Source organism: Kingella negevensis, from assembly GCF_030177895.1.
Lineage (GTDB): Bacteria > Pseudomonadota > Gammaproteobacteria > Burkholderiales > Neisseriaceae > Kingella_C > Kingella_C negevensis.
In genome coordinates this window covers 250,715-277,713 of the sequence record NZ_CP123448.1, presented here as the reverse complement: position 1 = coordinate 277,713, position 26,999 = coordinate 250,715, and the positions used below count along the sequence as shown (strand labels likewise).

26 protein-coding genes, 1 tRNA gene and 1 pseudogene are annotated in these 26,999 nt (G+C 45.6%); 12 read left to right on the top strand and 16 right to left on the bottom strand.

Annotated elements, in window-relative coordinates:
• Window positions 1-1,299 carry an adenylosuccinate synthase gene (locus tag QEO93_RS01485; RefSeq protein WP_032137631.1) on the top strand — a complete coding sequence of 433 codons (1,299 nt, stop codon included), beginning with the start codon at window positions 1-3 and terminating at the stop codon, window positions 1,297-1,299.
• Window positions 1,300-1,335: 36 nt separating this feature from the next.
• Here QEO93_RS01485 and pgeF read toward each other — a convergent pair whose 3' ends face one another.
• The 6 genes from pgeF to leuC form a co-directional block, all read right to left on the bottom strand.
• On the bottom strand, window positions 1,336-2,115 hold the full coding sequence (pgeF, locus tag QEO93_RS01480; RefSeq protein WP_032137660.1) for a peptidoglycan editing factor PgeF: 780 nt from the start codon (window positions 2,113-2,115) through the stop codon (window positions 1,336-1,338).
• Between the two features lie 65 nt (window positions 2,116-2,180).
• Entirely contained in the window at window positions 2,181-2,825 is a 645-nt protein-coding gene (gene leuD / locus QEO93_RS01475; protein ID WP_032137630.1) for a 3-isopropylmalate dehydratase small subunit, read from the bottom strand.
• A gap of 57 nt (window positions 2,826-2,882) precedes the next feature.
• Window positions 2,883-3,107, bottom strand: a complete 225-nt coding sequence (locus QEO93_RS01470; protein WP_052368805.1) for a hypothetical protein — start codon at window positions 3,105-3,107, stop codon at window positions 2,883-2,885.
• A 111-nt stretch (window positions 3,108-3,218) separates the two neighbouring features.
• Window positions 3,219-4,508, bottom strand: coding sequence for an NAD(P)/FAD-dependent oxidoreductase (locus QEO93_RS01465; RefSeq protein ID WP_245190666.1), 1,290 nt, complete (start codon window positions 4,506-4,508; stop codon window positions 3,219-3,221).
• A 208-nt stretch (window positions 4,509-4,716) separates the two neighbouring features.
• The gene (locus QEO93_RS01460; protein WP_157686339.1) at window positions 4,717-4,893 is read right to left on the bottom strand and encodes a hypothetical protein; all 177 of its coding nucleotides are present in this window, start codon (window positions 4,891-4,893) and stop codon (window positions 4,717-4,719) included.
• Between the two features lie 120 nt (window positions 4,894-5,013).
• Window positions 5,014-6,423 (bottom strand): 3-isopropylmalate dehydratase large subunit, encoded by a 1,410-nt coding sequence (gene leuC / locus QEO93_RS01455; RefSeq protein ID WP_032137629.1) that lies wholly within the window; start codon window positions 6,421-6,423, stop codon window positions 5,014-5,016.
• 216 nt (window positions 6,424-6,639) lie between these two features.
• Here leuC and thrB point away from each other — a divergent pair, with 216 nt between their 5' ends.
• Complete coding sequence (gene thrB, locus QEO93_RS01450) at window positions 6,640-7,575, top strand: homoserine kinase (protein WP_085815488.1); 936 nt, start codon at window positions 6,640-6,642, stop codon at window positions 7,573-7,575.
• A 42-nt stretch (window positions 7,576-7,617) separates the two neighbouring features.
• On the opposite strand, the gene QEO93_RS01445 is transcribed toward thrB, so the two are convergent.
• Both QEO93_RS01445 and yjgA read right to left on the bottom strand, forming a co-directional pair.
• Window positions 7,618-8,439, bottom strand: a complete 822-nt coding sequence (locus QEO93_RS01445; RefSeq protein ID WP_085815487.1) for a substrate-binding periplasmic protein — start codon at window positions 8,437-8,439, stop codon at window positions 7,618-7,620.
• 15 nt (window positions 8,440-8,454) lie between these two features.
• Window positions 8,455-8,967: a ribosome biogenesis factor YjgA gene (gene yjgA / locus QEO93_RS01440; protein ID WP_085815486.1), complete on the bottom strand. Its 513-nt coding sequence runs from the start codon at window positions 8,965-8,967 to the stop codon at window positions 8,455-8,457.
• Window positions 8,968-9,116: 149 nt separating this feature from the next.
• Here yjgA and pmbA point away from each other — a divergent pair, with 149 nt between their 5' ends.
• The 7 genes and pseudogenes from pmbA to QEO93_RS01405 form a co-directional block, all read left to right on the top strand.
• A complete protein-coding gene (gene pmbA, locus QEO93_RS01435; protein ID WP_085815485.1) occupies window positions 9,117-10,445 on the top strand; it encodes a metalloprotease PmbA in 1,329 nt (442 codons plus the stop codon).
• A gap of 1 nt (window position 10,446) precedes the next feature.
• On the top strand, window positions 10,447-10,803 hold the full coding sequence (locus tag QEO93_RS01430; protein ID WP_085815484.1) for an EF-hand domain-containing protein: 357 nt from the start codon (window positions 10,447-10,449) through the stop codon (window positions 10,801-10,803).
• Between the two features lie 118 nt (window positions 10,804-10,921).
• Complete coding sequence (locus tag QEO93_RS01425) at window positions 10,922-12,439, top strand: helicase HerA-like domain-containing protein (protein WP_085815483.1); 1,518 nt, start codon at window positions 10,922-10,924, stop codon at window positions 12,437-12,439.
• 58 nt (window positions 12,440-12,497) lie between these two features.
• Window positions 12,498-13,358 carry a glycosyltransferase family 8 protein gene (locus tag QEO93_RS01420; RefSeq protein ID WP_085815482.1) on the top strand — a complete coding sequence of 287 codons (861 nt, stop codon included), beginning with the start codon at window positions 12,498-12,500 and terminating at the stop codon, window positions 13,356-13,358.
• Between the two features lie 94 nt (window positions 13,359-13,452).
• Window positions 13,453-15,978, top strand: coding sequence for a DNA translocase FtsK (locus QEO93_RS01415; RefSeq protein WP_032137623.1), 2,526 nt, complete (start codon window positions 13,453-13,455; stop codon window positions 15,976-15,978).
• 61 nt (window positions 15,979-16,039) lie between these two features.
• Window positions 16,040-16,552, top strand: a complete 513-nt coding sequence (locus QEO93_RS01410) for a hemerythrin domain-containing protein (RefSeq protein WP_032137622.1) — start codon at window positions 16,040-16,042, stop codon at window positions 16,550-16,552.
• A 99-nt stretch (window positions 16,553-16,651) separates the two neighbouring features.
• A pseudogene (locus QEO93_RS01405) lies at window positions 16,652-17,212 on the top strand (transposase); the annotation flags it as partial.
• A 48-nt stretch (window positions 17,213-17,260) separates the two neighbouring features.
• Here QEO93_RS01405 and tyrS read toward each other — a convergent pair.
• The 3 genes from tyrS to QEO93_RS01390 all read right to left on the bottom strand — a co-directional run bounded on the left by tyrS (window position 17,261) and on the right by QEO93_RS01390 (window position 19,748).
• Window positions 17,261-18,559: a tyrosine--tRNA ligase gene (gene tyrS, locus QEO93_RS01400; RefSeq protein ID WP_032137621.1), complete on the bottom strand. Its 1,299-nt coding sequence runs from the start codon at window positions 18,557-18,559 to the stop codon at window positions 17,261-17,263.
• A gap of 163 nt (window positions 18,560-18,722) precedes the next feature.
• Window positions 18,723-19,385 carry a nuclease-related domain-containing protein gene (locus tag QEO93_RS01395; protein WP_085815480.1) on the bottom strand — a complete coding sequence of 221 codons (663 nt, stop codon included), beginning with the start codon at window positions 19,383-19,385 and terminating at the stop codon, window positions 18,723-18,725.
• Between the two features lie 9 nt (window positions 19,386-19,394).
• Window positions 19,395-19,748, bottom strand: coding sequence for an arsenate reductase (locus tag QEO93_RS01390; RefSeq protein WP_032137620.1), 354 nt, complete (start codon window positions 19,746-19,748; stop codon window positions 19,395-19,397).
• 135 nt (window positions 19,749-19,883) lie between these two features.
• Between QEO93_RS01390 and QEO93_RS01385 the strand changes: the two genes are divergently transcribed.
• Window positions 19,884-20,525, top strand: a complete 642-nt coding sequence (locus QEO93_RS01385; RefSeq protein WP_032137619.1) for a hypothetical protein — start codon at window positions 19,884-19,886, stop codon at window positions 20,523-20,525.
• A 50-nt stretch (window positions 20,526-20,575) separates the two neighbouring features.
• Here the strand turns inward: QEO93_RS01385 and QEO93_RS01380 are convergent, their stop codons facing one another.
• The 3 genes from QEO93_RS01380 to QEO93_RS01370 form a co-directional block, all read right to left on the bottom strand.
• Window positions 20,576-20,770, bottom strand: a complete 195-nt coding sequence (locus tag QEO93_RS01380; RefSeq protein WP_209434863.1) for a CBU_0592 family membrane protein — start codon at window positions 20,768-20,770, stop codon at window positions 20,576-20,578.
• Window positions 20,746-20,901, bottom strand: coding sequence for a hypothetical protein (locus tag QEO93_RS01375; protein ID WP_157686335.1), 156 nt, complete (start codon window positions 20,899-20,901; stop codon window positions 20,746-20,748). The genes QEO93_RS01380 and QEO93_RS01375 overlap by 25 nt, the downstream gene beginning before the upstream one ends.
• A gap of 69 nt (window positions 20,902-20,970) precedes the next feature.
• A tRNA-Phe gene (locus tag QEO93_RS01370) sits at window positions 20,971-21,046 on the bottom strand.
• A gap of 180 nt (window positions 21,047-21,226) precedes the next feature.
• On the opposite strand from QEO93_RS01370, the gene pepN reads away from it, so the two are divergent.
• The gene (gene pepN / locus QEO93_RS01365) at window positions 21,227-23,884 is read left to right on the top strand and encodes an aminopeptidase N (RefSeq protein ID WP_085815479.1); all 2,658 of its coding nucleotides are present in this window, start codon (window positions 21,227-21,229) and stop codon (window positions 23,882-23,884) included.
• A 68-nt stretch (window positions 23,885-23,952) separates the two neighbouring features.
• Here pepN and QEO93_RS01360 read toward each other — a convergent pair whose 3' ends face one another.
• Entirely contained in the window at window positions 23,953-24,420 is a 468-nt protein-coding gene (locus QEO93_RS01360) for a type IV pilin protein (RefSeq protein ID WP_032137617.1), read from the bottom strand.
• Window positions 24,420-24,971, bottom strand: a complete 552-nt coding sequence (locus QEO93_RS01355) for a type IV pilin protein (RefSeq protein ID WP_052368786.1) — start codon at window positions 24,969-24,971, stop codon at window positions 24,420-24,422. The genes QEO93_RS01360 and QEO93_RS01355 overlap by 1 nt, the downstream gene beginning before the upstream one ends.
• Window positions 24,972-25,274: 303 nt before the next feature.
• Between QEO93_RS01355 and ilvB the strand changes: the two genes are divergently transcribed.
• Window positions 25,275-26,993: a biosynthetic-type acetolactate synthase large subunit gene (gene ilvB, locus QEO93_RS01350; RefSeq protein ID WP_032137616.1), complete on the top strand. Its 1,719-nt coding sequence runs from the start codon at window positions 25,275-25,277 to the stop codon at window positions 26,991-26,993.
• Window positions 26,994-26,999: the final 6 nt, after the last annotated feature.

The window sequence follows — 26,999 nt, the reverse complement described above, 5'->3', positions numbered from 1 at the left end:
ATGGCACAAAACGTAGTAGTCATCGGTTCGCAATGGGGCGACGAAGGTAAAGGCAAAATCGTAGATTGGCTCGCGGAACAAACCACAGGCGTGGTGCGTTTTCAGGGCGGACACAACGCGGGACACACGCTGGTCGTAAACGGCAAAAAAACCGTGTTGCGCCTGATTCCAAGCGGTATTTTGCATGAAAAATTGGATTGCTTTATCGGGTCGGGCGTGGTCGTGTCGCCTGAAGCCTTGCTCGGCGAGATTGACGAATTGAACGTGGCTGGCGTGAAAGACGTGGAAAAACGCTTGAAAATTTCAGCAACCGCACCCCTGATTTTGCCGTATCACATCGCATTAGACCAAGCGCGTGAAGCGTCAAAAGGCGACAAAAAAATCGGTACAACTGGTCGCGGCATCGGCCCTGCGTATGAAGACAAAGTGGCTCGCCGTTCGGTGCGCGTGGGCGATTTGTTGAATATGGATTTGGTTGCGGACAAAGTTCGCGCGAATTTGGATTTGTATAATGTGCAGTTGGAACATTTGCACAAAGTCGCGCCTGTTGCGTTTGATGATGTAATGGCGAAAATCAACGCATTCCGCGAACGTGTTTTGCCGATGATTGCGGACGTTTCACGCACGTTGTACGACAAAAATCAACGCGGTGAGCGTTTGTTGTTTGAAGGTGCGCAAGGCACGTTGTTGGATATTGATTACGGCACTTATCCTTTTGTTACTTCATCAAATTGTATTGCTGGCGCGGCTTCGGCTGGCGCAGGTGTGCCGCCGCAAATGTTGCAATATGTATTGGGTATTGTGAAAGCCTACACCACGCGCGTGGGTAGCGGCCCCTTCCCAACGGAATTGTTTGACGATGTGGGCGCAGGTTTGGCACAACGCGGCAACGAGTTCGGCTCGGTAACAGGTCGTCCGCGCCGTTGTGGTTGGTTTGACGCGGCGGCATTGAAACGCTCAATCCAAGTAAACGGCATCACGGGCATGTGTATCACGAAATTGGACGTAATGGACGGCATGAAAGAAGTGAAAATTTGCACGGGCTACACGCTGCCAGACGGTTCTACGACTGACATTTTGCCATTCGGTGCGGACGCGGTAGCTGGCTGCATGCCGATTTATGAAACGATGGACGGCTGGACGGAAACGACTTTCGGCGTGAAATCGTATGACGCGCTGCCTGAAAATGCGAAAAAATATCTAAAACGCATTGAAGAAGTGTGCGGTGCGCCTGTGGCGATTATCTCAACTGGCCCAGACCGTGAAGAAACCATCTTAATTCAACACCCATTTGCATAAACAAAAAGCAGCCTGAAAAGTTTTCAGGCTGCTTTTTTATTCTTCCAACCAAATCGCACTCACCATGCGCCCAGTCTGCCCATCTCGGCGATACGAGAAAAACGATTCACGTTCCAAAACCGTGCAATGCTCGCCGCCAAAAATCTGCGTAACGCCTTCGCGCTGCAACACCAGTCGTGCCAAGTCATAAATATCTGCCAAATATTTGCCACCGCCAATTCCCTGAAACGCCCGTTCTGCCGCAGGCAAATCCGACACAAACGCATCAAACACATCTTGCCCCACTTCAAACGCTTCCGCACCAATCGCAGGCGCAAAATACGCCATGATTTCAATCGGTTCAACGCCCATGGCAGCAACTGTGTTTTGCAACACACCCCCCGCCAATCCGCGCCAACCCGCATGCGCCGCTGCGACTACCGTTCCCGCACGGTCGCAGAACAATACAGGCAAGCAATCTGCGGTCATCACGGCACACGCCACGCTGCCTGAATTGTCCCACGAAGCGTCTGCGTCTAAAGGGGTGTTCACGCTATCGGTGGCGCGAACCACATCTGCGCTGTGAATTTGGTTCAAATACGCCATCGGCACGCTTACTTGTTGCTGCACAATTTCGCGGTTTTTGGCAACGTGTTCGGGATTATCGCCAACGTGTGCGCCTACGTTCAGGCTGCTGAATTTGCCTAAACTCACGCCGCCATTGCGCGTTGTGATGAGCGTTTTGACGTTTTGGGGTGCAATCCAGTTAGCATGAAAAAAGCTGCCTGAAATTTTTTGGGGTAGCTGAATGGCAGTGGATAGGGTTTTGTCTTGCATGATGATGTCTTTCAAATAAGATAAAACCGCTTGAATATTATCCAAACGGTTTTCAGGCTGCATTTTTATGCTTGTTGGAATAACCAAGGTTGGGTTTGTCTACGTTTCGCTTCAAACGCTTGAATATCGTCTGCGTGTTGCAGAGTTAAGCCGATTTCGTCTAAGCCGTTGAGCAAGCAGTGTTTGCGGTGTTCTGTGATGTCAAACTTGAACACTTCGCCGCTTGGTGTGGTTAATTCTTGTTTAGCTAAGTCAATTGATAATTGGTAGCCTTCTTGTGCGTTCACTTCTTGGAACAATTTTTCTACTTGTTCTTCTGTCAATACGATTGGCAACAAGCCGTTTTTGTAGCAGTTATTGAAGAAAATATCTGCAAAACTTGGGGCAATCACGGCGCGGAAACCGTAGTCGTCTAACGCCCAAGGTGCATGTTCGCGGCTGGAACCGCAACCGAAATTTTTGCGTGTCAGCAAAATTTGTGCGCCTTGATAGCGTGGAAAATTCAATGGAAATTCTGGGTTGAGTGGGCGTTTGCTGTTGTCCATGCCTGGTTCGCCATGGTCGAGATAACGCCATTCGTCAAAGCAATTTACGCCAAAGCCTGAACGCTTAATGGATTTGAGAAATTGTTTAGGGATAATTGCGTCTGTGTCCACATTGTTGCGGTCTAATGGGGCAACTAGGGCGGTGGTTTGAGTAAATGCTTTCATGGAATGTGTCTCTGCAAGTAGCAGCCTGAAAAGTTTTCAGGCTGCGTTTTTTTGAAATTATTGAACGTAAATTGGTGCTGGTGCGGAGGCTGGTTCAGTTTTCACTGGCACAATCGCTGGGCGGTCAATCGGTTCTTGACGTGCTTCGATTTCTTGCGTGTCTTTTTTCACTGAATAATCTAATTTATCCCAAGTGGTTGCGTCTGAAGTTACGCTGCTGCGTGTGTCTGCACAAGCTGCCAATGCCAAAGCGGTTAAGCTCAAAAGAATGATTTTTTTCATAAAATTTTCCTTTAAAATTAAAAAATGAAGGGGTTACAGAGACAGAATATCTTTAAGCAATTTTGATGCAAATTCTCTGTCTCTGTTTGCATGGACAAGGTAGCCTGAAAATCAGTGCAGTTTCAAACGTCCTGAAATGCGTTTTTGTGCTAAACGTGCCAACGCCAGCAGCAGTGTTCTTCTAAATCCCAATACGGTGAAATGGTGCAATAAATGTAATGATACGTGTGCCCATTTTGCAATCAAGCCTTTAATGAAAATGGTGTTACTTGAGTGTTTTGGGTTGGTGGCTACTTTGCCAACGCCTGAGTCAAAACCTAATGAAACCAGTGAACCGCTATCGGTGTAGACAAATGTATCATTAAATGGTTTTTCTTGAGCCATTGCCCATAATTGTTTTGCCATAAAGCTGGCTTGTTGGTGCGCGGCTTGTGCGGTGGCTGGAATGCGTGTACCGTCTGCTTGTGTGAGGCTTGAGCAATCGCCAATCGCGTAAACGTGTTTGGCTGATGTTGCCATTTTGCCGTCTACAATAAATTGATTGATGTGGTTGGTTTCTAAACCAAAATGTTTATTGCTTTCTGATGCTTTGATGCCTGCCGCCCAAATTACGATGTCGGCTGGGATTTCGCCTTTATCGGTTACAACTGAATGTTCTGTAATTTCGTTTACTTTGGTGCCAACATGCACGTTGATTTGTTTACGTTCCAGAATTTGCATGGATTGTTCAGATACTTGCTCTGGCATTACTGACAAAATACGTGGCGCAGCTTCAATCAAATTGATTTCAATGCGGAAACGGTTGGCCATACCAATGATTTGGTGGATTTCATTATAGGCTTCAGTCATCTCTGCCGCTAATTCAACGCCTGTTGCGCCTGCGCCAATAATGGCGATGTTCAAATTGCGTTTGTCTGAGTGAGATGCTTGCAAGAAGCGACCAAATAGGTATTTTTGAAATTGCTGTGCGTCTTGTGCATTTTCCAAAGTATGCGCGTGTTCAAAGCCTTTTGTCCCGAAAGAGTTGGAACCGCTACCAATCGCTAATACGCAAGTATTAAAACTGATGGTGCTTTCTGGTACCAATAAACTGCCGTCTTCATCACGCAATTCGCCGATTGTGATTTGGCGTGCTTCGGCATTGAAACCTGTTAATTCACCCAATGTGAATGAAAAGTGATTGTGTCGTGCGAGTGTGGTGTAAAGCAAACCTTCTTGTTGTGGGTCAAGCGTGCCAACGGCTACTTCATGCAAAGTGGGCTTCCAAATGTGAACGATTGAGCGGTCAATCAACAACACTTTTTCGTTGCCCACGCCGCGTCCGTATTTGCGACCTAATTTTGCCGCCAGCTCTACGCCGCCAGCGCCACCACCAACAATAATAGTATCGTAATGCATCATAAATTATTTTCTTTCAATATTTTTCTAGTCGTAAAATCTGATTTGATTTTGCAAAATAGTTTTCAGGCTGCCTGAAAACGTCGATTTTGCAAGGTAATCATTATAATTGATTTATCTAACTAGTGATATGAATGAAAAAAAATTTATGAAGCAAAACTACTTTTCTTTCAGGCTGCCTAAAATATCACGCAGCCTGAAAGTTTCGCAATTAGTTTAAAAGACCTTTTAACATGTTGCCTACCGCAGAACCTTGTTCTGTTGTGGTGGTCATTGCTTTTTCAGTGGCTTGAGTGGCAGTTGTGGTTGTGCCAGTTAAGCCTGAAGTGGCTTTGTTAATCGCTGCATTTTTACCTGAAGTAGCTGTGCTTTTGGCGATTTTTTTCATAATACTATTCCTTAAAATGTTTATTTTGCACAACCTGTGCAGCCTGAATTATTGCCGAAATGTTGCATCATCTTTTGGGATTTAACGCAACTTAACGAGTTTCAGGCTGCGATTATTACATTACGCCATTTCGCGCACATCAACAAAATGCCCCATTACCGCCGCCGCCGCTGCCATTGCAGGGCTAACCAAATGCGTGCGACCGCCATTGCCTTGACGACCTTCAAAATTACGGTTGGACGTAGAAGCACAGCGTTGTTGCGGTTCAAGGCGATCAGCGTTCATCGCCAAGCACATTGAGCAGCCTGGTTCACGCCATTCAAATCCTGCGTCAATAAAGATTTTGTCCAAACCTTCTTGTTCCGCTTGCTGTTTCACCAAACCCGAACCTGGCACGATTAACACGCGCTGCACATTCGCCGCTTTCGTGCGACCTTTTGCCACTTTCGCCGCTTCACGCAAATCTTCAATGCGGCTGTTGGTGCAAGAGCCGATAAACACGATGTCCACAGGAATTTCATTCAATGGCGTGCCAGCCGTCAAACCCATGTATTCCAAAGCGCGTTCCATGCCAGCGCGTTTTACCGCATCTTGTTCATCGGCAGGATTTGGAACTACGTTACTGATTTCCAATACCATTTCAGGCGATGTTCCCCAAGTTACTTGCGGTTCAATGTCTTCCGCTTTGAAACGGTAAACTTGGTCAAATTCCGCGCCTTCGTCTGAAACCAAAGTACGCCAATATTCAACCGCTTTGTCCCAGTCATCGCCTTTTGGTGCGAATGGGCGACCTTTTACATAATCAATCGTCGTATCATCAACCGCGACAATGCCCGAACGTGCGCCCGCTTCAATCGCCATATTGCACAAAGTCATGCGACCTTCCATGCTTAAACTGCGAATGGCTGAACCGCCAAATTCAATCGCGTAACCCGTGCCGCCAGCCGTGCCGATTTGTCCGATGATGTACAAAGCCACGTCTTTTGCGGTAACGCCAAATTTCAGGCTGCCTGAAACGTCAATCAACATGGATTTGGATTTTTTCGCGGTAATACATTGCGTTGCCATTGTGTGTTCCACTTCGGATGTGCCGATGCCGTGCGCCAATGCGCCAAACGCCCCGTGAGTGGACGTGTGCGAATCGCCGCAAACCACGGTCATACCAGGCAATGTCGCTCCTTGTTCAGGCCCCATAACGTGAACAATGCCTTGACCTTTATCCATAAATGGGAAATACGCCAATGCGCCAAATTCTTTAATATTGCTGTCCAAAGTATCCACTTGCAATTTAGAAATCGGGTCTTGAATGCCCTTATCCCAATCGCCTGTTGGCGTGTTGTGGTCGGCTGTGGAGACTACGCTGTCAATGCGCCACAATTTGCGCCCTGCCATTTTCAAGCCTTCAAATGCTTGTGGGCTAGTCACTTCATGCACCAAATGGCGGTCAATATACAGCAGCACCGTGCCGTCTTCTTCTTCGCGGACGATGTGGCTATTCCAAAGTTTGTCGTAAAGGGTTTGTGGTTTCATGGTTGTGTTCTTTTATATAAGTTGAAAAACGATGGGGCGAATTTTAGACTTTTTAGACATTACCAGCAAGACAAAACTTCAAATTTTGGACAAATTTGTTATTTTATAGACAATATGTCTAATTATGATTTTCAGGCAGTCTGAAACTTTAATAAGCCCTTTATTTTTGCTATGATTGATTTCGCTCTTCTTTTCCACTTTTTTCAGGCTGCAATTATGTCCGTTTACACCAGCGTTTCCGATGAAGAAATGCGCCAACTTTTAACCGAGTACAACATCGGCGAATTTAAATCCCTGCAAGGTATTGCTCAAGGCGTAACCAACAGCAATTATTTTTTGCACACCAGCGAAAACAGCTACGTTTTAACCGTTTTTGAAACCTTACGCGCCGATGAATTGCCATTTTTCATGGAACTGACACAACATCTCAGCGCAAACGGCGTTGCGTGTCCTGCGCCCATCGCAAAAAAAAATGGCGATTTGACCGCCACATTAGCCAATAAACCAGCGTGTATCGTCAGCAAATTAACAGGCTGCGACACCGCATTTGCCACAGAAGAACAATGCTTTAGCACAGGTGCAATGCTTGCCAAAATGCACTCAGCCAGCAAAAGTTTCACACAAACCATGCTCAACCCACGTCACGCTGTATGGTGGACAGAAAGCAGCGAAAAATTGCTGCCATTTTTGGACACAGAAGACGCGGCGTTGCTCACTAATGAAATCGCCTTTTTAGCGCAACATCCAGACAACCACTTGCCAAGTGGCATTATTCACGCCGATTTATTTAAAGATAATGTATTACTCAATAAAAACCAAGTTTCTGGTTTTATTGACTTTTATTATGCGTGCAACGGCAGTTTTGTCTATGATTTAGCAATTGCGATTAACGATTGGGCGCGTAATGCAGACAACCATATTGTGCCGACTTTGCGCGATGCGTTTATGCGTGGTTATCAAAGCGTTCGCACATTGGAAGCGGCGGAAAAAGAATATTTGCCAGTCGCTTATCGTGCAGGCTGCGTGCGTTTTTGGGTGTCGCGTTTTCTGGATTATCATTTCCCAGCAGAGGGTGAAATGACGTTTATTAAAGACCCAAATGTGTTCCGTAATTTGCTGAATTACTATCGCCAGCAGTTTCAGGCTGCCTGAAAACAAAAAAACAGGTTCAGAAATGAACCTGTTTTTTATCGCTTAAATCTTACCTCTGACTTGTTCTGTCCCCCATTTAGCCAAAATTTTATCGTACGTTCCGTCTTTACGGATTGCTTCTAAACCCTTGTCTAAGCGTTGTTTTAATACATTATTTTTCTTATTGAGCACAAAACCAAAATATACTTTACTAGATGTATTTTTCAAAATATACAAATGAGGGTTATTCGCAGCATACAAATCCAGCACCCGCTCATTATCATAAACCGCAGCCACTTTGCCGCTAGCCATCGCCGTAATACCTTGGTAAATATTCGGAAAATGCTCAACCGCACCGAATTGCGCCTGCTTAGCCAACATATCGTAAGCACTGGAAGCCACCACCCCCGCAGGTTTTCCGTTCAATTGCGAAAAACTGGTCAATTTACCACTCACCTTCTCATCGACTAACGCCGCGCTAAATAAATTTAGATAAGGCTGAGTGAAAATGTATTTTTGCTGTCTTGCAGGTGTGATATTGATGCCGCCTAAAATAATATCCGTCGCATCTTCATCTAAACGACGAAATAAACTATCCATTTCCTGTGGCATGATTTTGATTTCAATACGCTCTTTTTCAGCAATCGCATTCAATAAATCAATATCCAAGCCCGTTAAAAAGCCGTCCTTATTGCGAAAAGAGAACGGCGGGTAAGAAACGTTACTCATTGCCCAGTATTGAGGCTTAGGACCATTATCCACATAAACCTCAACTTTAGGCTTGCTGGCAGCTGCCTCAGATTCAGCCTGTTTTTTGCCATCAGAACCAGAACATGCAGCCTGAAAACCAATCGCCAAAAACACCAAAACTGTTTTTAATTTCATCAACCTAATCCCTGATTATCCATCGGAAACTTGCGTTTCCTGCTCCATTACCGCCTTTAATTCCTGATACAGCGCACGGAAATTCTTAGGCGGTTTGCTCTGTTCCGCTTCCTTACGTGCATTGCGAATCAGCGTTCGCAAACTACCCGAATCCGCGTGTGGGTAGTCTGTCATAAATTTTGTGAGCGCATCATCATTTTCCAGCAAATGCGTACGCGCCTGTTCCACACGTTGCAAGAACGCATTGTGCGCCTGATTGTCGCCTTTCAAACGCGCCAAAAATTCACGGATTGGCGTAGGGTCAATATCACGCATCAAGCGACCAATATACTGGCGTTGGCGTTTTTCCGCGCTGTTTGACGTAATCTTTTTATACTCACGCACCGCATCATTCAAATTTTCAGGCAGCGATAATTTTTTCAATGTTTCCGAAGACAATTTGGTCAATTCCATGCCCAAATCCTGCAATTCGTCCATTTGTTTTTTCTTTTGGGTTTTGCTTACCCATTCTTCGTTTTGTTGTTCCATTTCAATAAACTTCAATCATCTCAAATTATTAGAGTGCGCAATCATAGCAAACTTTACGCAATACTTTAAGTTTTTATCTACTTTTACACGCAATGCAGCCTGAAACCGCTACAATGGGTAAAATTTCTTAACTCAACATTACTATTTTTATGTTTCAACATACCGCCCAAGAATTAAGCCAAGTTGCTGAGCAAGCCTTGGCGTTAGCCAAACAAAAAGGCGCGACATCAGCCGAAGTCGATGTGAGCGAATCTATTGGACAAAGCGTCCAAGTGCGTTGGCGCGACATCGAACAAATCGAACATCAACAAGACAAATCCTTAGACGTAACCGTTTACGTGGGACACAGCAAGGGACGTGCCAGCACCGCCGATTTATCGCCACAAGCGCTTGCCGCCACTGTTCAGGCTGCGTGTGATATAGCGCGATACACTGCTGAAGACCCCTTCTCAGGCTTAGCAGACCCCGATTTAATGGCCAAACACATTGGCGATTTAGACCGCTATCACGAATGGGACTTGTCATCTGAAACCGCCGTAGAACTCGCCAAACGCTGCGAAGACATCGCCCTTTCTGCCGACAAACGCATCACCAATTCCGAAGGCGCAGGCGTCAGCACAGGGCATTTCCAATTTGTTTACGCCAACTCACACGGCTTCAACCAACACCAACGTGGCACACGCCACAGCATTTCTTGCAGCGTGGTTGCCAGCGATGACAACGGCATGGAACGCGATTATTGGTACGACTTATCTTGCGATGCCACCGCATTGGACACACCCGAACAAATCGGCAAAATGGCAGCGCAACGCACACTCAGTCGCCTAGATTCACGCAGCCTGAAAACAGGCAATTATCCTGTGATGTTTGATACCACTATTTCAGGCAGCCTGATTGGACACATTATTGGAGGATTGTCAGGCAGCGCGTTGTATCGTGAAAGCAGTTTTTTGCTCAACAGCTTAGGCACACAAATTCTGCCCGACAACATCAGTCTACGCGAAGAACCGCACATTGCCCGTTCGCTCGGCAGCGCGTATTTTGACAGTGAAGGCGTGGCGACAAAACCACGCTTTGTGATTGAAAACGGCATTGTGCAAGGCTATTTTTTAGACAGCTACGCCGCACGAAAACTGAATTTGCAATCCACAGGCAACGCAGGCGGTTCGCACAATTTGTATTTAACCGTCACCGTCCCCACGCAAGCGGATTTATTGCGGCAAATGGGAACGGGATTGCTTGTAACCGAATTGATGGGGCAAGGCGTGAATATGCTCACAGGCGATTACTCTCGCGGCGCGGCAGGTTTTTGGGTAGAAAATGGCAAGATTGCGTATCCTGTTTCAGGGATTACGATTGCTGGCAGCCTGAAAGAAATGTTGCGCGGCATTGTTGGCACAGCAGACGATTCACTCAAGCGCAGTTCCAGCAAAATAGGTTCAATTTTAATTAGCGATATGACAGTAGCAGGAGGTTAGTATGAAACACGCTTTATTATGTAGTACAGCTCTAATGATTTTGCCTATGGTAACAGCAGAGGCTTGTTGGACAGACCCACCTACTGTCGCATTCATCAAACTCAACGATAAAAATCATGATGGTATGCTGGACTTAGAAGAATGGAAAGCGGCGCAAGTCAAATCTAAAGACAATCTGATTTTTTCGTTTGAAATGAACACCGTTGAATCGTTTAACCGCCGTGATGTGAACTACAATGGCAAAATCAACGCCGCCGAATTGGGCGCAGATGCGGTTCGTTATAAAAAAGACCCGTGTGTGGAATTTCAAGCAAGTTTGTCCAACATGAGCGGTGCTAATTCATTTATGCGCCACTAAATCACACGCAGCCTGAAAATGATTTTTCAGGCTGCATTGGCTTGATTAACAAAAAAACCATTATTTCAACTGATTTGCAGCCTGAAACCATTTTCAGGCTGCGTTGATTAGGAAAAACATGACCGAATACACCATCGCACACAACCACAACAACACCCCCGTACAACTCATCGCCAAAATGGCAAACCGCCACGGCTTAATCGCAGGCGCAACAGGCACAGGCAAAACCGTAACCCTACGCAAACTCGCCGAAACATTCAGCAGCCAAGGCGTACCCGTACTCATGGCAGACGTAAAAGGCGATTTATCAGGCATTTGCCGCGCAGGACAAAACAGCGGCAAAGTCGCCGAACGCATGGCGCAATACAGCTTATCAGACGACTATCTGCAAGGCTTCCCCGTTCGCTTTTGGGACGTATACGGCGAAACAGGTATCCCCGTGCGCGTAACCATTTCCGAAATGGGCGCAATGCTGCTCGCTCGCCTGATGAATCTGAACGGCACCCAAGAAGGCGTCTTAAATCTCGTATTCCGCGTAGCCGATGACAAAGGCTGGCACTTAATCGACCTAAAAGACCTGCGCGGCTTGCTGCAATACGTTTCCGAACACGCCAAAGAATACCGCGACACCTACGGCAACGTATCCGCCGCCAGCATCGGCGCAATCCAACGCCAACTGCTGCAACTCGAATCCGAAGGCGCAGACAAATTCTTTGGCGAACCATCGCTCAATCTGCAAGACTGGATTCAAAGCGAAAACGGGCAAGGCGTGATTAACATCGTAAACGCCGAAAAACTCATGCGCTCACCACGCCTATACAGCGCATTCATGCTCTGGTTTTTAGCCGAACTCTTTGAAACGCTGCCTGAAACAGGCGACCCAGAAAAACCCAAATTCGTCCTATTTTTTGACGAAGCCCACCTGATTTTTGACAACGCCAACAAAATCCTGATTGACCAAGTGGAACAAGCCGTGCGCCTGATTCGTTCCAAAGGTGTGGGCGTGTATTTCGTTACCCAAAATCCGCTGGATTTGCCCGACACCGTTTTGGAGCAACTCGGCAACCGCGTTCAACATGCCCTACGCGCCTTTACCCCACGCGACCAAAAAGCCGTAAGAGCCACCGCCGACACCTTCCGCAGCAACCCCAATTTAGACGTTGTCGCCACCATTACCGAATTAGCCGTTGGCGAAGCACTCGTTTCCTTTTTGGACGAAAACGGCATGCCGCAAGTGGTAGAACGCGCATTCATTATGCCGCCGCAATCACAGCTCACACCACTCACAGAAACCGAGCGCAACGCCGCATTCCAAGCCGATAATTTGTACCCACACTACAAAGACATGGTGGACAACTTCTCCGCATACGAAGCCCTGCAACAACTTGCCGAGCAACAAGCCACAGAAGTTCAGGCTGCCAGCGAAGCCAAACAACAAGAAATCGCCGCAAAACAAGAAGCTGACAAGCCCAGCGCATTGGACGGTTTTTTGGGCGGACTGTTTGGCGGTCGCAAAAAAGCAGGACAAGGCTTGGGTTATGATTTAGCTGATTCGATTGGCAGCCAAATCAACAAACAAGTCACCAAAGCCATTACGCGCACGGTGATGGGCGTAATTAAAAATATGTTGAAATAAGTTTTCAGGCTGCATTTTTTCATTAAAATGCAGCCTGAAAACTTTTGTGAGAAGCCAAATGCCAAACCCAATCAAAAACATCGTTTTAGCCGCCGACCAAAACTACGCCCAACCCACCGAAACGCTCATCAAATCCATCATGCGCGTTCATCAAAACGTTCATTTTTATCTCATTCACAAAAGCGCATTTCCCGAAACATGGTTTGCCCAAATCAACCATTTACTGCAACAAATGAACAGCGTAATTTATGGCTTGAACGTGCAAAACCTAGACTTCTCCCATTTTCAGGCTGGCAATGGGCTGCCTGAAAGCAGTTTCTATCGCATTATCGCGCCGCAAATTCTACCCAAAGAAATCAACCGCGCTCTGTATTTAGACGTGGACATGATTGTCCACCTGCCGCTAGACACGTTTTACTGGCAAGATTTTTCAGGCTGCCATGCGGTTGCTGTGTCTGATATTGTTGCCGATTCCCCTCATGCCAACAGAATAGACGATTACCCAAAATTTACGCCCTACTTCAATTCGGGCGTATTACTGATGAATTTACCTCTGTGGCGCGAAACCGAATTTTTACAGACATTTGAACAAACCCTGCGCGATTACCCCCAACCCCTATTTGGCGACCAAGATTTGCTCAATCTAGCCTTGCGCGGAAAATGGCTTGCTGCGCCAGTCGGTTACAACTATCAAGTAGGGTCAATTCTCGCCTTTGCACAAAATCAAGGTTTGCACATGATGGCGCACCGCTTAGCCTGCCCACACAATGAATTAGCCATTATTCACTACACCGAAAAAGCCAAACCATGGCTGCACTCCCTTTGCCCTTATCGTCAATTCTATTTAGAAGTGGCTAACACATCATGGGAAGCCATTTTGCAGCAACATTTTGCACACTTTAATCCCAACGAAAGTTAACAAATACGCTATAATTGCGCCTTTATATAAAAGTTTTCAGGCAGCCTGAAAAAATATTTTTCAGGCTGCAAAATTTATTTTTTTTGCGCAAAATATGTCTAATAATCCATTATCCAAATTGCTGAAACAAAACAGCAAGCCCAGCAGCAAAAAAAAAGCTGCCATTAAATCCCCCAAAAAACCACGCGCCAGCACCAAAACTGCTTCCGCGATGATTAAAACACCTCCAGCCAAACCCCAAGCCAATAAAACCAACAAAAAAGCCGTAGCCACCAATAACGCCAGCAAAATCCCAGCGTTAGCCGTCACCAGTCGCACCAGCGAAAAAGACCGCAACCTCATTGACGACACCGTTTGGCTGTTTTTCTTGGTTGTAACCGCGTATCTTGCACTATGCTTAATCAGCTTCAGCATGAAAGACCCGTCATGGTCGCGCAATAGCCCTAATTCAGGCAGCATTCACAATTTTGGTGGCTTGCTCGGCTCATACATCGCCGATATTTTTTACTACCTATTCGGCATGTCCGCATGGTGGCTGATTATCGCCATGGGCGTGTGGTTATACCGCAATTTCCGCCCCATTTTAGCTTCAGGAAAACCGCCTTACAACGCCTTAATTGGGGGCGTAGGCTTAGGCTTTTTATTGCTGTGCAGCCCCGTTTTAGAAACTTTCGCGTTTGGCATCAGCTTGGATAAAAGTTTCCCACTGGGCGCAGGTGGCTTAGTCGGTTCGCTGATTGCATCAGGCTTGAGCAAAATGCTGGGTGTAACAGGCAGCGTGTTGATTTTCTTTATTATTTCCATGCTCGCTTTTTCCCTGTTAATCCAAATTTCGTGGTTAGACTTTTTGGAAAATTTGGGCAGCAAACTAGAAAGCCTATTCAAATACCTTTTCCGCAAACGCAACAGCGAAGAGGATGTTTTTATTGAAGAAGCATCTGAATCCAAAATCATTCAGCCCAAAAGCGTTGCCGTTGCAGAAAACATCATTGCTGAACCGATTGAACACAAACCTTCAGGCAGCACCAGCAATCGAAAAATTGATATTACAGTCGCGCAGCCTATTATCGCCAAAAGCAATCGCGAAAAAGTGGTAGAGCAATCGCAGCCTGAAAACCAATCAGAGTTGCAGCCTGAAATCCCTGAATATCAATTGCCTACATTAAGCAGCTTGAACAAACCGAAAGCAATTGCTTCAAGCGAAATTGATAAAGCGAAACTGGAAGAAACCGCTAAATACATCGAAGAGCGATTGGCAGACTTTGGCATTGAAGTCAAAGTGGTCAGCGCAACGGCGGGTCCTGTGATTACACGCTACGAAATCGAACCTGCTCGCGGCGTGAAAGGCAGCCAAATTGTCAATCTCAGCAAAGACTTGGCTCGCGCCTTAACCGTGCAATCTGTGCGTGTGGTCGAAACCATCGCTGGCAAAAACACCATGGGCATTGAGTTGCCAAACGAAAACCGCCAAGACGTGTTGCTACAAGAAATTTTTGCTTCAGACGCGTTTACTGAATCGCAATCTAAATTGAGCGTGGCATTAGGTAAAGACATCGCAGGCGCAGCCATGGTTGGCGACTTGGCAAAAATGCCGCATTTATTGGTGGGCGGTATGACAGGTTCGGGTAAATCCGTTGGCGTAAATGCCATGATTTTATCCATGTTATACAAAGCCAAACCTGATGAAGTCCGCTTCATTATGATTGACCCGAAAATGCTGGAATTGTCGGTTTACGAAGGTATTCCACACCTGCTCTGCCCTGTTGTTACCGATATGAAAGCCGCAGGCAACGCGCTGAATTGGTGCGTGGCAGAAATGGAAAAACGCTACCGTTTGCTGTCTCACGTTGGCGTGCGCAACTTGGCAGGTTACAACGAGAAAATTCAGGCTGCGAAATTGGCTGAAAAACCGATTCCAAACCCGTTTAGCCTGAATCCTGACGAACCTGAACCGTTGGAAAAATTGCCGCAAATCGTGGTGGTGATTGACGAATTAGCCGATTTAATGATGACCGAGAAAAAAGCGGTGGAAACACAAATCGCCCGACTGGCACAAAAAGCTCGTGCAGCAGGCATTCACATGATTATCGCCACTCAACGCCCAAGCGTGGACGTGATTACAGGCTTAATCAAAGCCAACGTGCCAACGCGCATGGCGTTTACCGTGCAAAGCCGCATTGATAGCCGCACCATTCTTGACCAAATGGGCGCGGAAGATTTGCTCAAATATGGCGATTTATTGTTCTTGCAACCAGGCGAAGCCGAACCAACTCGTTTGCAAGGCGCGTTTGTGAATGATGACGAAGTGCATCGCGTGGTATCGTTCATCAAAGCGCAAGCCGAGCCGAATTACGAAGAAGGCATTTTGAGCGGCGAAGCCACTTTGGCAACCAACCAATTCATCAACCCAGAAGCCAGCAATGGCGGTGATGAATTGTTTGACCAAGCCGTGCAATTTGTCGTGAGCAGCCGCAAAACATCAATTTCCGCCTTGCAACGCCACTTGCGAATTGGCTACAACCGCGCAGCCAACTTAATGCAAGCATTAGAAGACGGCGGCATTGTTTCCCCAGCCGAAACTGATGGCAAACGCCAAATTTTCGCACGCGGTGAAATGTAAAAAAGCTCAGGCAGCCTGAAAAATCATTTTCAGGCTGCCTGAATAATATAAGGAACTCACTATGTTAAATCTAAACAACCAAGCCACCGCCACATGGGACGAACCCATTGACATGCTTTACGCCTGCCACGGCAAAGTGAAATGCTTTTGCGGACAACTCAAAATGCTGCCTGAATACCTTGCAGAAAACGGCGTGAACACACCAGCGCGCGAAGCCATCAAACAAATCTGCACCTATTTCAACCAAGCCGCGCCCCTTCACCACGAAGATGAAGAACAAAATTTCTTCCCCACCCTGCTGCAATACGCTCCACAAGCCCAAAGCGACATTGACGAACTCAACCGCCAACACCAAATTTTACACGACAACTGGGCAACCCTACGCACACAATTAGAAGCCCTACTCAACGGCGAACGCAACGATTTAGACCTAACCGTTTTGCAGCAATTTGTTCACGGCTACGACGTACATACCGCCATTGAAGAACCCCTGTTTGACTTAGGTCGCCAAGCCATACCGCAAGCAGAACGCCAAGCGATTGGCAAAATTATGGCAGCTAGACGACACGCGTAACCAAAAAACCTGTTTCTCTTCAGAAACAGGTTTTTTATAGTAAATTCAAAATAAAATAGTACAATTCTAATTTTATCTTTAAGGCGCATAAACTATTTTTATGCGCTCAAAAAATTAGGTATCACGCGTAAAAAAAGACCACCACTTACAAAGAACAAGACCCAGAAAAAGTAGCTCATTATTTAGCTCAGTTAGCCCAATTTTCGGACTACCCGCTTGTTTATTTAGATGAAACAGAATTGGATACCTATTTCTTTCGTCTGTATGCTCGTAGTCCGAAAGGGGAAATCGTTAAAACCAAGATAAGCGGTAGAAAATACCAACGCTTATCATGAGTTGCAGCGCAAATTGAGCAAAATTTAATTGCGCCAATGATTTATCAAAATACAATGACCAGCGATTTTTTTGAAGCATGGTTTGAAACTATGTTTACCTGAAAAGTCATTGATTATTTTAGATAATGCTAGATTTCACAGAATGGGTATTCTGCAAGAAATGGTGCATCATTTGAGGCATAAAATGCTACCGCTTGCACCTTATTCGCCTGAATGAAATCCAATAGAAAAAATATGGGCAAATATTAAGAAATATATGCGTTCAATTTTGCCTAGTTATGATAATTTCACAGATGCGTTACTATCCTATTTTTATTTTAATTAACTATATTTAGCAAAGCCGTAGGTCGGGCTGGTAGCCCGACACAATCAATTATTGCCAAACTAACAAAGCATGATTGCGTTTGCCACGTTTCACAATCGTATATTTACCAAAACGTTTATGCTCATCGGTCAGCATACATTTATCATCAGGTTTTTCGGCTGCGAAATCAGGATTATTTTCCGCCACCACCGCGCCATTCAACAGCACCGCGCCAGCTTGCACAAAGCCACGCGCTTCCTTATTCGATTGCGCCAAACCTGCTTTCACCAACGCTTCCACCACGTTCAGGCTGCCTGAAACTTCCACCGCAGGCAAACCGTCCAACGCCAACTGCGCGTAATCCTGCTCCGTCAAACCGCTTTCATCGCCCGAGAACAGGCTTTCGGTAATGCGTTGCGCGGCGGCTAATGCTTCTTTGCCGTGAATCAAGCGTGTCATTTCTTCCGCCAAAATGCGTTGCGCTTCAGGTTTTTTTCCGCTAGCTTTGTCGGCAGCTTCAATCGCATCGATTTGCTCAATCGTCAAGAACGTGAAATATTTCAAGAATTTATATACGTCAGCGTCCGCCACTTTCAACCAGAATTGGTAGAAGTTGTAAGGTGATGTTTTGGCAGCGCTCAACCACACCGCGCCGCCTTCGGTTTTGCCGAATTTCGTGCCGTCCGCTTTCGTTACCAATGGCAAAGTCATGCCGTGAACGGTTTTTTGATTCAAACGGCGCGTGGTTTCTGTCCCCCAAGTGATGTTGCCCCATTGGTCGCTGCCGCCAATTTCTAATTGCACGTTGTGGCGTGAATTTAATTGCGCGAAATCATAACCCTGCAACAGCGCGTAAGAAAATTCAGTAAACGAAATACCTTGGTCTTCGCGTTCAATGCGTTGTTTAACTGATTCTTTTGCCAACATCGCGTTCACAGAGAAATGTTTACCGATGTCGCGCAGGAAATCCAAGCAGTTCATTGTGCCAAACCAATTCGCGTTATTTTCCATAATCGCTGGGTTTTCGCCGTCAAATTTCAAGAATGGTTTCAACTGGTTGCGAATGCTTTCCACCCAGCTAGCCACTGTTTCAGGTGTGTTCAGGCTGCGTTCGGTTGCTTTGAAACTTGGGTCGCCAATCATGCCAGTCGCACCGCCCACCAAAGCAACTGGCGTGTGTCCTGCATTTTGGAAACGGCGCAACACCAGCACAGGCAGCAAATGTCCGATGTGTAAGCTGTCAGCTGTGGGGTCAAAACCGCAATATAGGGCGATTTTTTCGTTGTCTAATAATTTTGATAGTTCGTTAATGTCGGTTGTTTGCGCGATTAAGCCGCGCGCTTGCAAATCTTGTAATAAAGCGTTCATATGTCTTTGTCTTCCTGTAAACAAAAGGCAGCCTGAAAACTTTTTCAGGCTGCGTGATTGAATTTTCGGGCTAAATTTTAACTGATTTTGCGGATAAGATATAGGGCATGTTGATATTCATATTGCGGCAGCTTTTCGCTCAAATATCAATGCACCCTAGTTTTCAGGCTGCGTTATTTGCTGTTTTCAATGATTGAACATGCGCCGCAGTGCGTTCTTTCGTGCCAATAAATTCAGGCTGCGACAAGGTTTCACAAATTTGATGAATTTGCGCCGCAGTCAAAATTTCTTGCTGAAACTGCTGCACGTATTCAATAAAATTTTTCGCAAGACAAATATTGTCAGGCAGCTTTTTCTTGATTTGGCAATTTCTGTGCGTGAATACCACCACGTTTTTGAAGACTTTTTCAGGCTGCCGCAATAAAGTTTCCAAGGCTTTAATATGCCCGTAATTTTGGCGCGTGGGATTTTTAAAAGGATATTCACAATTGTTGGAATATCTGCATATCCAGTTTTCATCTTTCAGGCTGCCATAAATCCAGCCTTTATGATATTTCGTTTCAATCACAAAAATCCCGTAAACCGAAACATAAACGTGGTCAATCTGCGTGGTTTGCCCGTTAACCAGCACAATCAAATTGTGAAACGCGTGATATTTTTCGCTATCCAATTTTACAGCCGCTCGCGCTTGCACCATTTTCTCGCCAAATAAGCCTTTGGTTTTCGGCGATTTCAGCCACACGAAAAACAAGATGATGGGAATCCACCACCAAGTAAAGGTAAAGATTTTCCAAAAACCTAACAAAATCATACCAATTAAGTGCATTTTGTTTACCTAGGCAGCCTGAAAAATCCGCGTATATTCGTCCGCCACAAACCCCACCAAAACCTGATTAGGCAACACCAACACAGGTCGCTTAATCACGCTCGGAAATTCGCACATCAATGCGATTGCGCCTGTTTCAGTTTCCGCTTGTACCTGTGACTCAGGCGTGAGCTTGCGCCAAGTTGTGCCACGCTTGTTCAACAACACATCAAGCGAAACGTGTTTCAGGCAGCCTGAAAGAAATTCAGCCGTTGGTGGCTCTTTTTTGAAATCGTGAAACGTGTACGCCACGCCATTTTCTTCCAACCATACACGCGCTTTTTTCACTGTTGCGCAATTGGGAATCCCGTATAAATGTGTCATTTTTTATCTCCAAAAAAATTTTCAGGCTGCATTGTATAAAATCACTGTTCTTTTGTCTTGTCGCAAGCACATTTTACCGCTATATTCAGCGTTTTAACCCATACCCCATTCTTGACGCAACAAAGGACGTAAACCATGAAAAAACTAATCGTATTGAGCGCAGCTTTGCTTTTAGCCGCATGCGGTAGCGACAACGAGCTATCTAAGTCAAAAGTAGAAAAAGCACTCAAAGAAACCGCTAAACAACGCGCGGTATGCGTTCCGTTTAACTTGAACATTGAATACACGCATGCTGGCGACAATCCTGCATTTACCAGCTTGGGCGCACCAGAAATTCGCATTGTGAAACGCCAAGAAAATGGCAAACGCGCCAACTTAGCGGCGGCTGACCAAATGGATATTTTGGTGAACGCAGGTTTGTATCATCAAGAAAATACACTGAAAGTGGGTGAAGGTGATGAAGCTGTACGTTACATGGTGTATAAAATTACTGAAAAAGGTCAAAAAGTCTTCCAAAGCACACCAACTGCGTCTTTGACTTGCGTTGGCACAGAAAAAGTAGAGAAAGTAAACTTCTTTACTGCACCTACTCCAGCAAATGGTATCACTGTAACTCAAGTTTCTTATGAAACCAAAGTTGAACCAGAACGCTGGGCAGCTAAATTGCTTAAAGGTACTCCGTTGTTAGAAGAAGTAAAACAAACGCGTACCCACCACGCCACTTTGGTAAAAACCAATGATGGCTGGCGCGATTTGAATGAATTGCGTAATCACTAATTCAGGCAGCCTGAAAATATAAAACCCACTATTTTCATAGTGGGTTTTTCTTATTTGTGTTTAAAGTGGTTCAAAATGCCCGTGCCCGAAATCCCAATCCAAAAGATTCCAATCACAAACGAACCTAAATTAAAATGTACCAGCAAGCTCAAAATCAACAACACCGCGCCGAAGCCGTTTACCAAATTATAAGGTAACGAAGTCGGTTTCCAACGCTCGCTTACCACACACCAAAACGCAAACACCACGCAGCCAAACCAATCATTTCCGCCACTTCAGGCGATACAGATACATATTGCAAAATTCCGTTTATTTCTACTTTCTCTATTTTTACTTTTGGATAGCGGATTAAATTCAAATCAGAGCAACGCAGCACTGGTTTGAAGATAATTCGCTATACACACAAGAAAAACCCGAACATTTAAATGCTCGGGTTCTCAAAACTTGGTGGCCAGAGGCAGGATCGAACTGCCGACACACGGATTTTCAATCCGTTGCTCTACCGACTGAGCTATCTGGCCAAGCTGTTAAAGCGCGTATTAAAACAGAAACGCCCCATTGCAGCAAGCACTTTTTAACACCATTTAACAAACAACCTTGTTTTTACAGCATAAAATTTTCAGGCAGTCTGAAAAAGTATTCACGCAGCCTGAAAAATCATACAATTCACTTTTCTCTCAAAATATTCAGAAAGCGAAATCATGCAACAACAAACCAAATACCTAAAAGACTACCAAGCCCCCACTCATCTCGTTCCCAAAATCCACCTATTTTTTGATATTTACGCCGACCGCACAGACGTGATTGCGTCTTTGTATATCGAGCCACAAAACGGCGCAACCGAACTCAAATTGCAAGGCGATGCCAAACTCATTTCCATTGTATTAGAAGGCGAAACGCTGCCTGAAACCGCCTACACCTACAACAAAGAAATCGAAACGCTCACGCTGCCTGAAATGCCAGTCGAGCCATTCACGCTGACCATTCACACGCAAGTTTTCCCTGATACGAATAAATCATTCAACGGCTTGTACGCAAGCGGTGGCAATCTCTACACCCAATGCGAACCCGAAGGCTTCCGCACGATTACCTACCACCCCGACCGCCCCGACGTAATGGGCGAATTTACCACCGAAATCCGCGCCGATGAAAAACAATTTCCTGTGCTGCTGTCCAACGGCAACAAAGTGGATTCAGGCAGCCTGAAAGACGGCAGACATTTCGCCGTGTGGCACGACCCATTCGCCAAACCAAGCTATTTATTCGCGTTGGTGGCTGGCGATTTGGCTTGCACACGCGACACGTTTACAACCCGAAGCGGACGCGATGTGGCGATTGAATTTTACACACGCCAAGAAGATGCGGACAAAGTCGCCTTTGCCGTAGAATCATTAAAAAATTCAATGAAATGGGACGAAGAGCGTTTCGGCTTGGAATACGATTTGGATATTTACATGGTTGTCGCGGTGGGCGATTTCAACATGGGCGCAATGGAAAACAAAGGCTTAAATATTTTCAATACAAAATATGTACTTGCCGACAGCCACACCGCCACAGACGCGGATTTTGAAGGCGTGGAAGGCGTGATTGGACACGAATATTTCCACAACTGGACAGGCAACCGCGTAACCTGCCGCGACTGGTTTCAGTTGTCGCTCAAAGAAGGCTTGACCGTGTTTCGCGACCAAGAATTTTCAGGCGACCGCGCCAGCCGAGCCGTCCGCCGCATTGAAAATGTAAACGTGTTACGCACCCACCAATTCGCCGAAGATGCCAGCCCCATGGCGCACCCCGTTCGCCCTGCCAGCTATGTGGAAATGAACAATTTTTACACCGTAACCGTGTACGAAAAAGGCGCGGAAGTCGTGCGAATGTATCACACATTCTTGGGCGAAGACGGCTTCCAAAAGGGCATGAAATTGTATTTTGAACGCCACGATGGGCAAGCCGTAACTTGCGATGATTTCCGCAACGCGATGGCAGATGCCAATGGCGTGGATTTCAGCCAATTTGCCTTGTGGTATTCGCAAGCAGGTACGCCGACTTTGGATATTTCAGGCAGCCTAAAAAATGGCGAATACGTTTTAAATGTAAAACAAATTTTGCCCGATACACCCGACCAAAAAGCCAGCGAAAAACAAGCCATGATGATGCCTTTGTCTATCGCGTTTTTGAATGAAAAAGGCGAGAAAATCGCTTTCAGGCAGCCTGAAAATGTGGAAACGCAAACCGAAACCGTTTTGACGATTAACCAAGCCGAGCAATCATTTAAATTTTTGATGTCAGCCAATTCGGTTACGCCGTCTTTATTGCGTGGTTTTTCCGCGCCTGTGCATTTGAATTTTGATTATACAGATGAACAACTTGCCTTATTATTGGCGAATGATGACGACCCATTTGCGCGTTGGGAAGCAGGGCAAACGCTGTACCGCCGAGCGATTTTGGCGAATGAACACGCCTTGGCAAATGGCGACAATACGCCCGAACACAGCAAATTGATTGACGCATTGCGAAACGTGTTGAACGCGAAAATTGACCCTGCATTCAAAGCCTTGCTGCTGAAAATCCCGACCGAAGCCGAGCTATGGGGCGACCGCGAAAACATCAACCCTGTGTTAATCGCGATGTCGCGTGAAGCCTTGTTGAACAACATCGCCCACGCCTTGCATGGCGAATTGTTGGCTAATGCGTTGAATGCGCGTGAATTGGAAAACGCCGACAAACGCGGCAAGGAAATTGCGGTTTATGAATACAATCCGAAAGACGCGGGATTGCGTTCGCTGCAATACGCGTGTTTCGCCTTGATTCATCGCTTTGATGAAAACGGCACGATTGAGCAAGTCTTTGAACATTATGACGAAATGGCGCGTAAAAACATGACGCATGAATGGGGCGTGTTATCCGCGATTAACCACAACAACAGCCCGAAACGCAATGAATTGCTCAATCGTTTTGCAGCGAAGTTTGCCGACCAAGCCCTTGTTATGGATAAATATTTTATGCTGATTGCCAGCAGTCGCCGTGCGGACACGTTGGCGCAAGTGCAGGCTGCTTTGTCGCACCCACAATTTTCGCTAACCAATCCGAATAAGGTTCGCTCGCTGATTGGCGTGTTTGCGCGGAATGTACCGCATTTTCACGCGGCGGACGGTTCGGGTTATGCGTTTGTGGCAGAAAAAATCCGTGAAATCAATGCGTTTAATCCGCAAGTGGCGGCTGGTTTGGCACGGACGTTTAATCTGATGAAACGCATTGAACCACAACGCCAAGCCTTGATGCGTGGGGAATTGGAAAAATTGGCGGCATTGGATACTTTATCCAAAGATGTGCGTGAGATTGTAGAGAAGATTTTGGCGTAAATGATTTAGGCAGCCTGAAAACACAAAAAACCTACTCTTTGTAAAAAAGAGTAGGTTTATTTATTTGGCTACATAAACGTTTCACACTCAGAATCAGAGCGGTTTGGATTTTTAAAAAACTTATCTTCCGAACAATCTGAAGTACTGCTTTTGCACAGCAAAGCCAAACCATCTTGATTGACACTCAACACGCGCGGCTCTGATTTTTTATCCCAAGCAACAGCTTTCAGGCTGTATGCGCTATCGTTCTCTGTTCCTTTGGGATTACCCTGCAATTTGATACAGAAAAATTCAGTTTGCGTAATAGGTAAGTCTATCCAATTGGTGCTATTTTTCTTGAAATTGCCTTGATTGGCATAATGCCGTTCTAAAATGTGTGCATTATTTAACAGTGCTTGATAAGCTGAATATAACCTCGCCTTTTGCACATAACGATGATAACTTGGATAAACAATTGCTATTAAAATGCTAATAATAGATAGGCTCGCCATCAATTCCACTAAAGAAAAACCGAAGCAATTTTGACTTTTCTGCATTACATCACTTCGCAATTTGTACCTGGGTCTTTATTGGCGTTGGAGCTGGCAATACCAGAAAGATTGCAACGCGCAATAGATGAAGCGCTTGAATCGTATTGCAAAATTAATTTTTTTGTAGACAATGCATTATTAGAATATAAACCTTCTTTTGGCGTTGCTTGCACAACATAGCGACTAGGAAAAACGCTTGTTAGTTTAAAGGTGTAAAAATCGTTGTCTAAAAGTATCACATTTGTCGCTTTGCTGGCATTTGCACTGCGCTCAAAAAACGTGATAGTAGGCCCAGTACAAGCTTGCTCGGTGCTACCTGTGCCCGTACTTGTGCTTGTGGTCGCTGCTTTAGGGGCGCAAAATGTGTTGTTTTGCGCGTAATGGCGTTCCATGAATTGACTTACACTGGTGATGACTGTGCGTGCGTTATCTAAACGTGCACGCTGTATGTAACTCGTGTAATTAGGATAAATCAGAGCAGCCAGAATTGCCATAATAGCAATTACCACCATCAGTTCCACCAGTGAAAAACCTTTTTGTTGTATCGATTTCTTCATATTCTCAAACCAAGTTTATTTAAATTTATCATTTGCGTTGATTAAGCAATTTTTATGCAGATTGCTTTCAGGCTGCCTGAAATAGACTATTATGCCAAAAATCTTGTTAATACATAAAATTTATATTAAAACAGCCATAATAACATTAAAATAGTGCTAAATTACAACGCTTCTTTGCAAAAATAAAACATTTTTAACAAAATGCTTGTATTTTGTAAACGTTTCCGCTATTGTTTGCTTTCCCCTATTATAAAACTTAAACGTCAAAGCGGTTAGTTGTCGCACAAAATAAGAGAGGTTTTTATGCAATTAACAGGCGCACAAATCATCGTGCAAAGTCTTAAAGCAGAAAATGTTGAATACGTTTTCGGTTATCCAGGTGGTGCGGTTATTGATATTTACGATGCGATTTATCAACTTCGCAAAGTAAAACACGTCTTAACACGCCACGAACAAGCAGCGGTTCACGCAGCAGACGCATACGCGCGCGTGAGCGGCAAAGTAGGTGTGGCATTGGTTACATCAGGTCCTGGCGCAACCAACGCGATTACAGGTATCGCCACTGCCTACAGCGATTCTATTCCATTGGTTGTGATTTCAGGTCAAGTGCCTTCTACTTTAGTTGGTACTGATGCCTTCCAAGAAATCGACATGATTGGGATTTCTCGCCCATGTGTGAAACACAATTTCTTGGTAAACAAAATTGAAGACTTAGCCATTACGATTAAAAAAGCGTTCCAAATTGCGCGTTCTGGTCGTTCTGGCCCTGTTGTGATTGACGTAACCAAAGACGTTTCTCAAGCCATGGCAAAATTCAGCTATCCGCAAGAAGACGTGGTTATCCGCTCTTATCAACCTGCCACTCAAGGGCATGTGGGGCAAATCAAAAAAGCCGCACAATTATTGGCAACTGCAAAACGCCCTTATGTTTACTTCGGTGGCGGCGCAGTGTTAAGCAACGCTTCGGCTGAATTGACTGAATTTGTGAACACTTTAGGCGTACCTTGCACCAGCACCTTAATGGGCTTGGGCGCAGTTTCAGGCAGCGATAAACACTTCTTGGGTATGCTTGGCATGCACGGCACTTATGAAGCCAACTTAGCCATGCAAAACGCAGACGTAATTGTGGCTGTGGGTGCACGTTTTGACGACCGCGTAGTCGGTTCAGTGCCAAAATTCATGGCAGCCCCGAAAAAAATCATTCACATCGACATCGACCCTTCTAGCATTTCAAAACGCGTGAAAGCAGATATTCCAATCGTGGGCGACGTGAAGAGCGTTTTAACCGATATGTTAGCCACATGGAAAGAATTGGGCTTGTCGCTCAACGCTGCCAACTTGGAAAAATGGTGGAAAACAATCGATGGCTGGCGCGCACAAAACTGCTTAATGCTGCCTGAAACCAAAGATGATGTGATTTTGCCACAATACGTGGTACAAACATTGGCGAAAGTGACTAACAACAACGCCATCATCACATCAGACGTAGGTCAGCACCAAATGTTCGCCGCGCAATACTATCCATTCCAACGCCCACGCCAATGGTTGAACTCAGGCGGCGCAGGCACAATGGGGGTCGGTTTACCATACGCAATCGGTGCAAAATTGGCTTGTCCTGATGAAGACGTGTTCTGTATCACAGGCGAAGGCTCAATTCAAATGAACATTCAAGAATTAGGTACTTGCATGGCATACAACGTGCCAGTGAAAATCGTGAACTTGAACAATGGCTGTTTAGGCATGGTTCGTCAATGGCAAGAATTGTTCTACCAAGGGCGCGAATCCGAAACTATTTTCAAAACGCAGCCTGATTTTGTGAAACTGGCAGAAGCCTACGGACACGTTGGCATCCGCGTAACCAAAGCCTCAGAAGTGGAAAGCGCATTGCGTGAAGCGATGGCAATCAAAGACCGCTTAGTGTTCTTAGATTTCATTACCGACCCACGTCAAACCGTATTCCCAATGATTGCCGCAGGCAAAGGCTTAGACGAAATGTTCTTACCTGCCCACATGAACAAATAAGGAATT

Coding starts and splice junctions, on each gene's coding strand:
- QEO93_RS01485 (WP_032137631.1), top strand. CDS start 1: ATGGCACAAAACGTAGTAGTCATCGGTTCGCAATGGGGCGACGAAGGT.
- pgeF (WP_032137660.1), bottom strand. CDS start 2,115: ATGCAAGACAAAACCCTATCCACTGCCATTCAGCTACCCCAAAAAATT.
- leuD (WP_032137630.1), bottom strand. CDS start 2,825: ATGAAAGCATTTACTCAAACCACCGCCCTAGTTGCCCCATTAGACCGC.
- QEO93_RS01470 (WP_052368805.1), bottom strand. CDS start 3,107: ATGAAAAAAATCATTCTTTTGAGCTTAACCGCTTTGGCATTGGCAGCT.
- QEO93_RS01465 (WP_245190666.1), bottom strand. CDS start 4,508: ATGATGCATTACGATACTATTATTGTTGGTGGTGGCGCTGGCGGCGTA.
- QEO93_RS01460 (WP_157686339.1), bottom strand. CDS start 4,893: ATGAAAAAAATCGCCAAAAGCACAGCTACTTCAGGTAAAAATGCAGCG.
- leuC (WP_032137629.1), bottom strand. CDS start 6,423: ATGAAACCACAAACCCTTTACGACAAACTTTGGAATAGCCACATCGTC.
- thrB (WP_085815488.1), top strand. CDS start 6,640: ATGTCCGTTTACACCAGCGTTTCCGATGAAGAAATGCGCCAACTTTTA.
- QEO93_RS01445 (WP_085815487.1), bottom strand. CDS start 8,439: ATGAAATTAAAAACAGTTTTGGTGTTTTTGGCGATTGGTTTTCAGGCT.
- yjgA (WP_085815486.1), bottom strand. CDS start 8,967: ATGGAACAACAAAACGAAGAATGGGTAAGCAAAACCCAAAAGAAAAAA.
- pmbA (WP_085815485.1), top strand. CDS start 9,117: ATGTTTCAACATACCGCCCAAGAATTAAGCCAAGTTGCTGAGCAAGCC.
- QEO93_RS01430 (WP_085815484.1), top strand. CDS start 10,447: ATGAAACACGCTTTATTATGTAGTACAGCTCTAATGATTTTGCCTATG.
- QEO93_RS01425 (WP_085815483.1), top strand. CDS start 10,922: ATGACCGAATACACCATCGCACACAACCACAACAACACCCCCGTACAA.
- QEO93_RS01420 (WP_085815482.1), top strand. CDS start 12,498: ATGCCAAACCCAATCAAAAACATCGTTTTAGCCGCCGACCAAAACTAC.
- QEO93_RS01415 (WP_032137623.1), top strand. CDS start 13,453: ATGTCTAATAATCCATTATCCAAATTGCTGAAACAAAACAGCAAGCCC.
- QEO93_RS01410 (WP_032137622.1), top strand. CDS start 16,040: ATGTTAAATCTAAACAACCAAGCCACCGCCACATGGGACGAACCCATT.
- tyrS (WP_032137621.1), bottom strand. CDS start 18,559: ATGAACGCTTTATTACAAGATTTGCAAGCGCGCGGCTTAATCGCGCAA.
- QEO93_RS01395 (WP_085815480.1), bottom strand. CDS start 19,385: ATGCACTTAATTGGTATGATTTTGTTAGGTTTTTGGAAAATCTTTACC.
- QEO93_RS01390 (WP_032137620.1), bottom strand. CDS start 19,748: ATGACACATTTATACGGGATTCCCAATTGCGCAACAGTGAAAAAAGCG.
- QEO93_RS01385 (WP_032137619.1), top strand. CDS start 19,884: ATGAAAAAACTAATCGTATTGAGCGCAGCTTTGCTTTTAGCCGCATGC.
- pepN (WP_085815479.1), top strand. CDS start 21,227: ATGCAACAACAAACCAAATACCTAAAAGACTACCAAGCCCCCACTCAT.
- QEO93_RS01360 (WP_032137617.1), bottom strand. CDS start 24,420: ATGCAGAAAAGTCAAAATTGCTTCGGTTTTTCTTTAGTGGAATTGATG.
- QEO93_RS01355 (WP_052368786.1), bottom strand. CDS start 24,971: ATGAAGAAATCGATACAACAAAAAGGTTTTTCACTGGTGGAACTGATG.
- ilvB (WP_032137616.1), top strand. CDS start 25,275: ATGCAATTAACAGGCGCACAAATCATCGTGCAAAGTCTTAAAGCAGAA.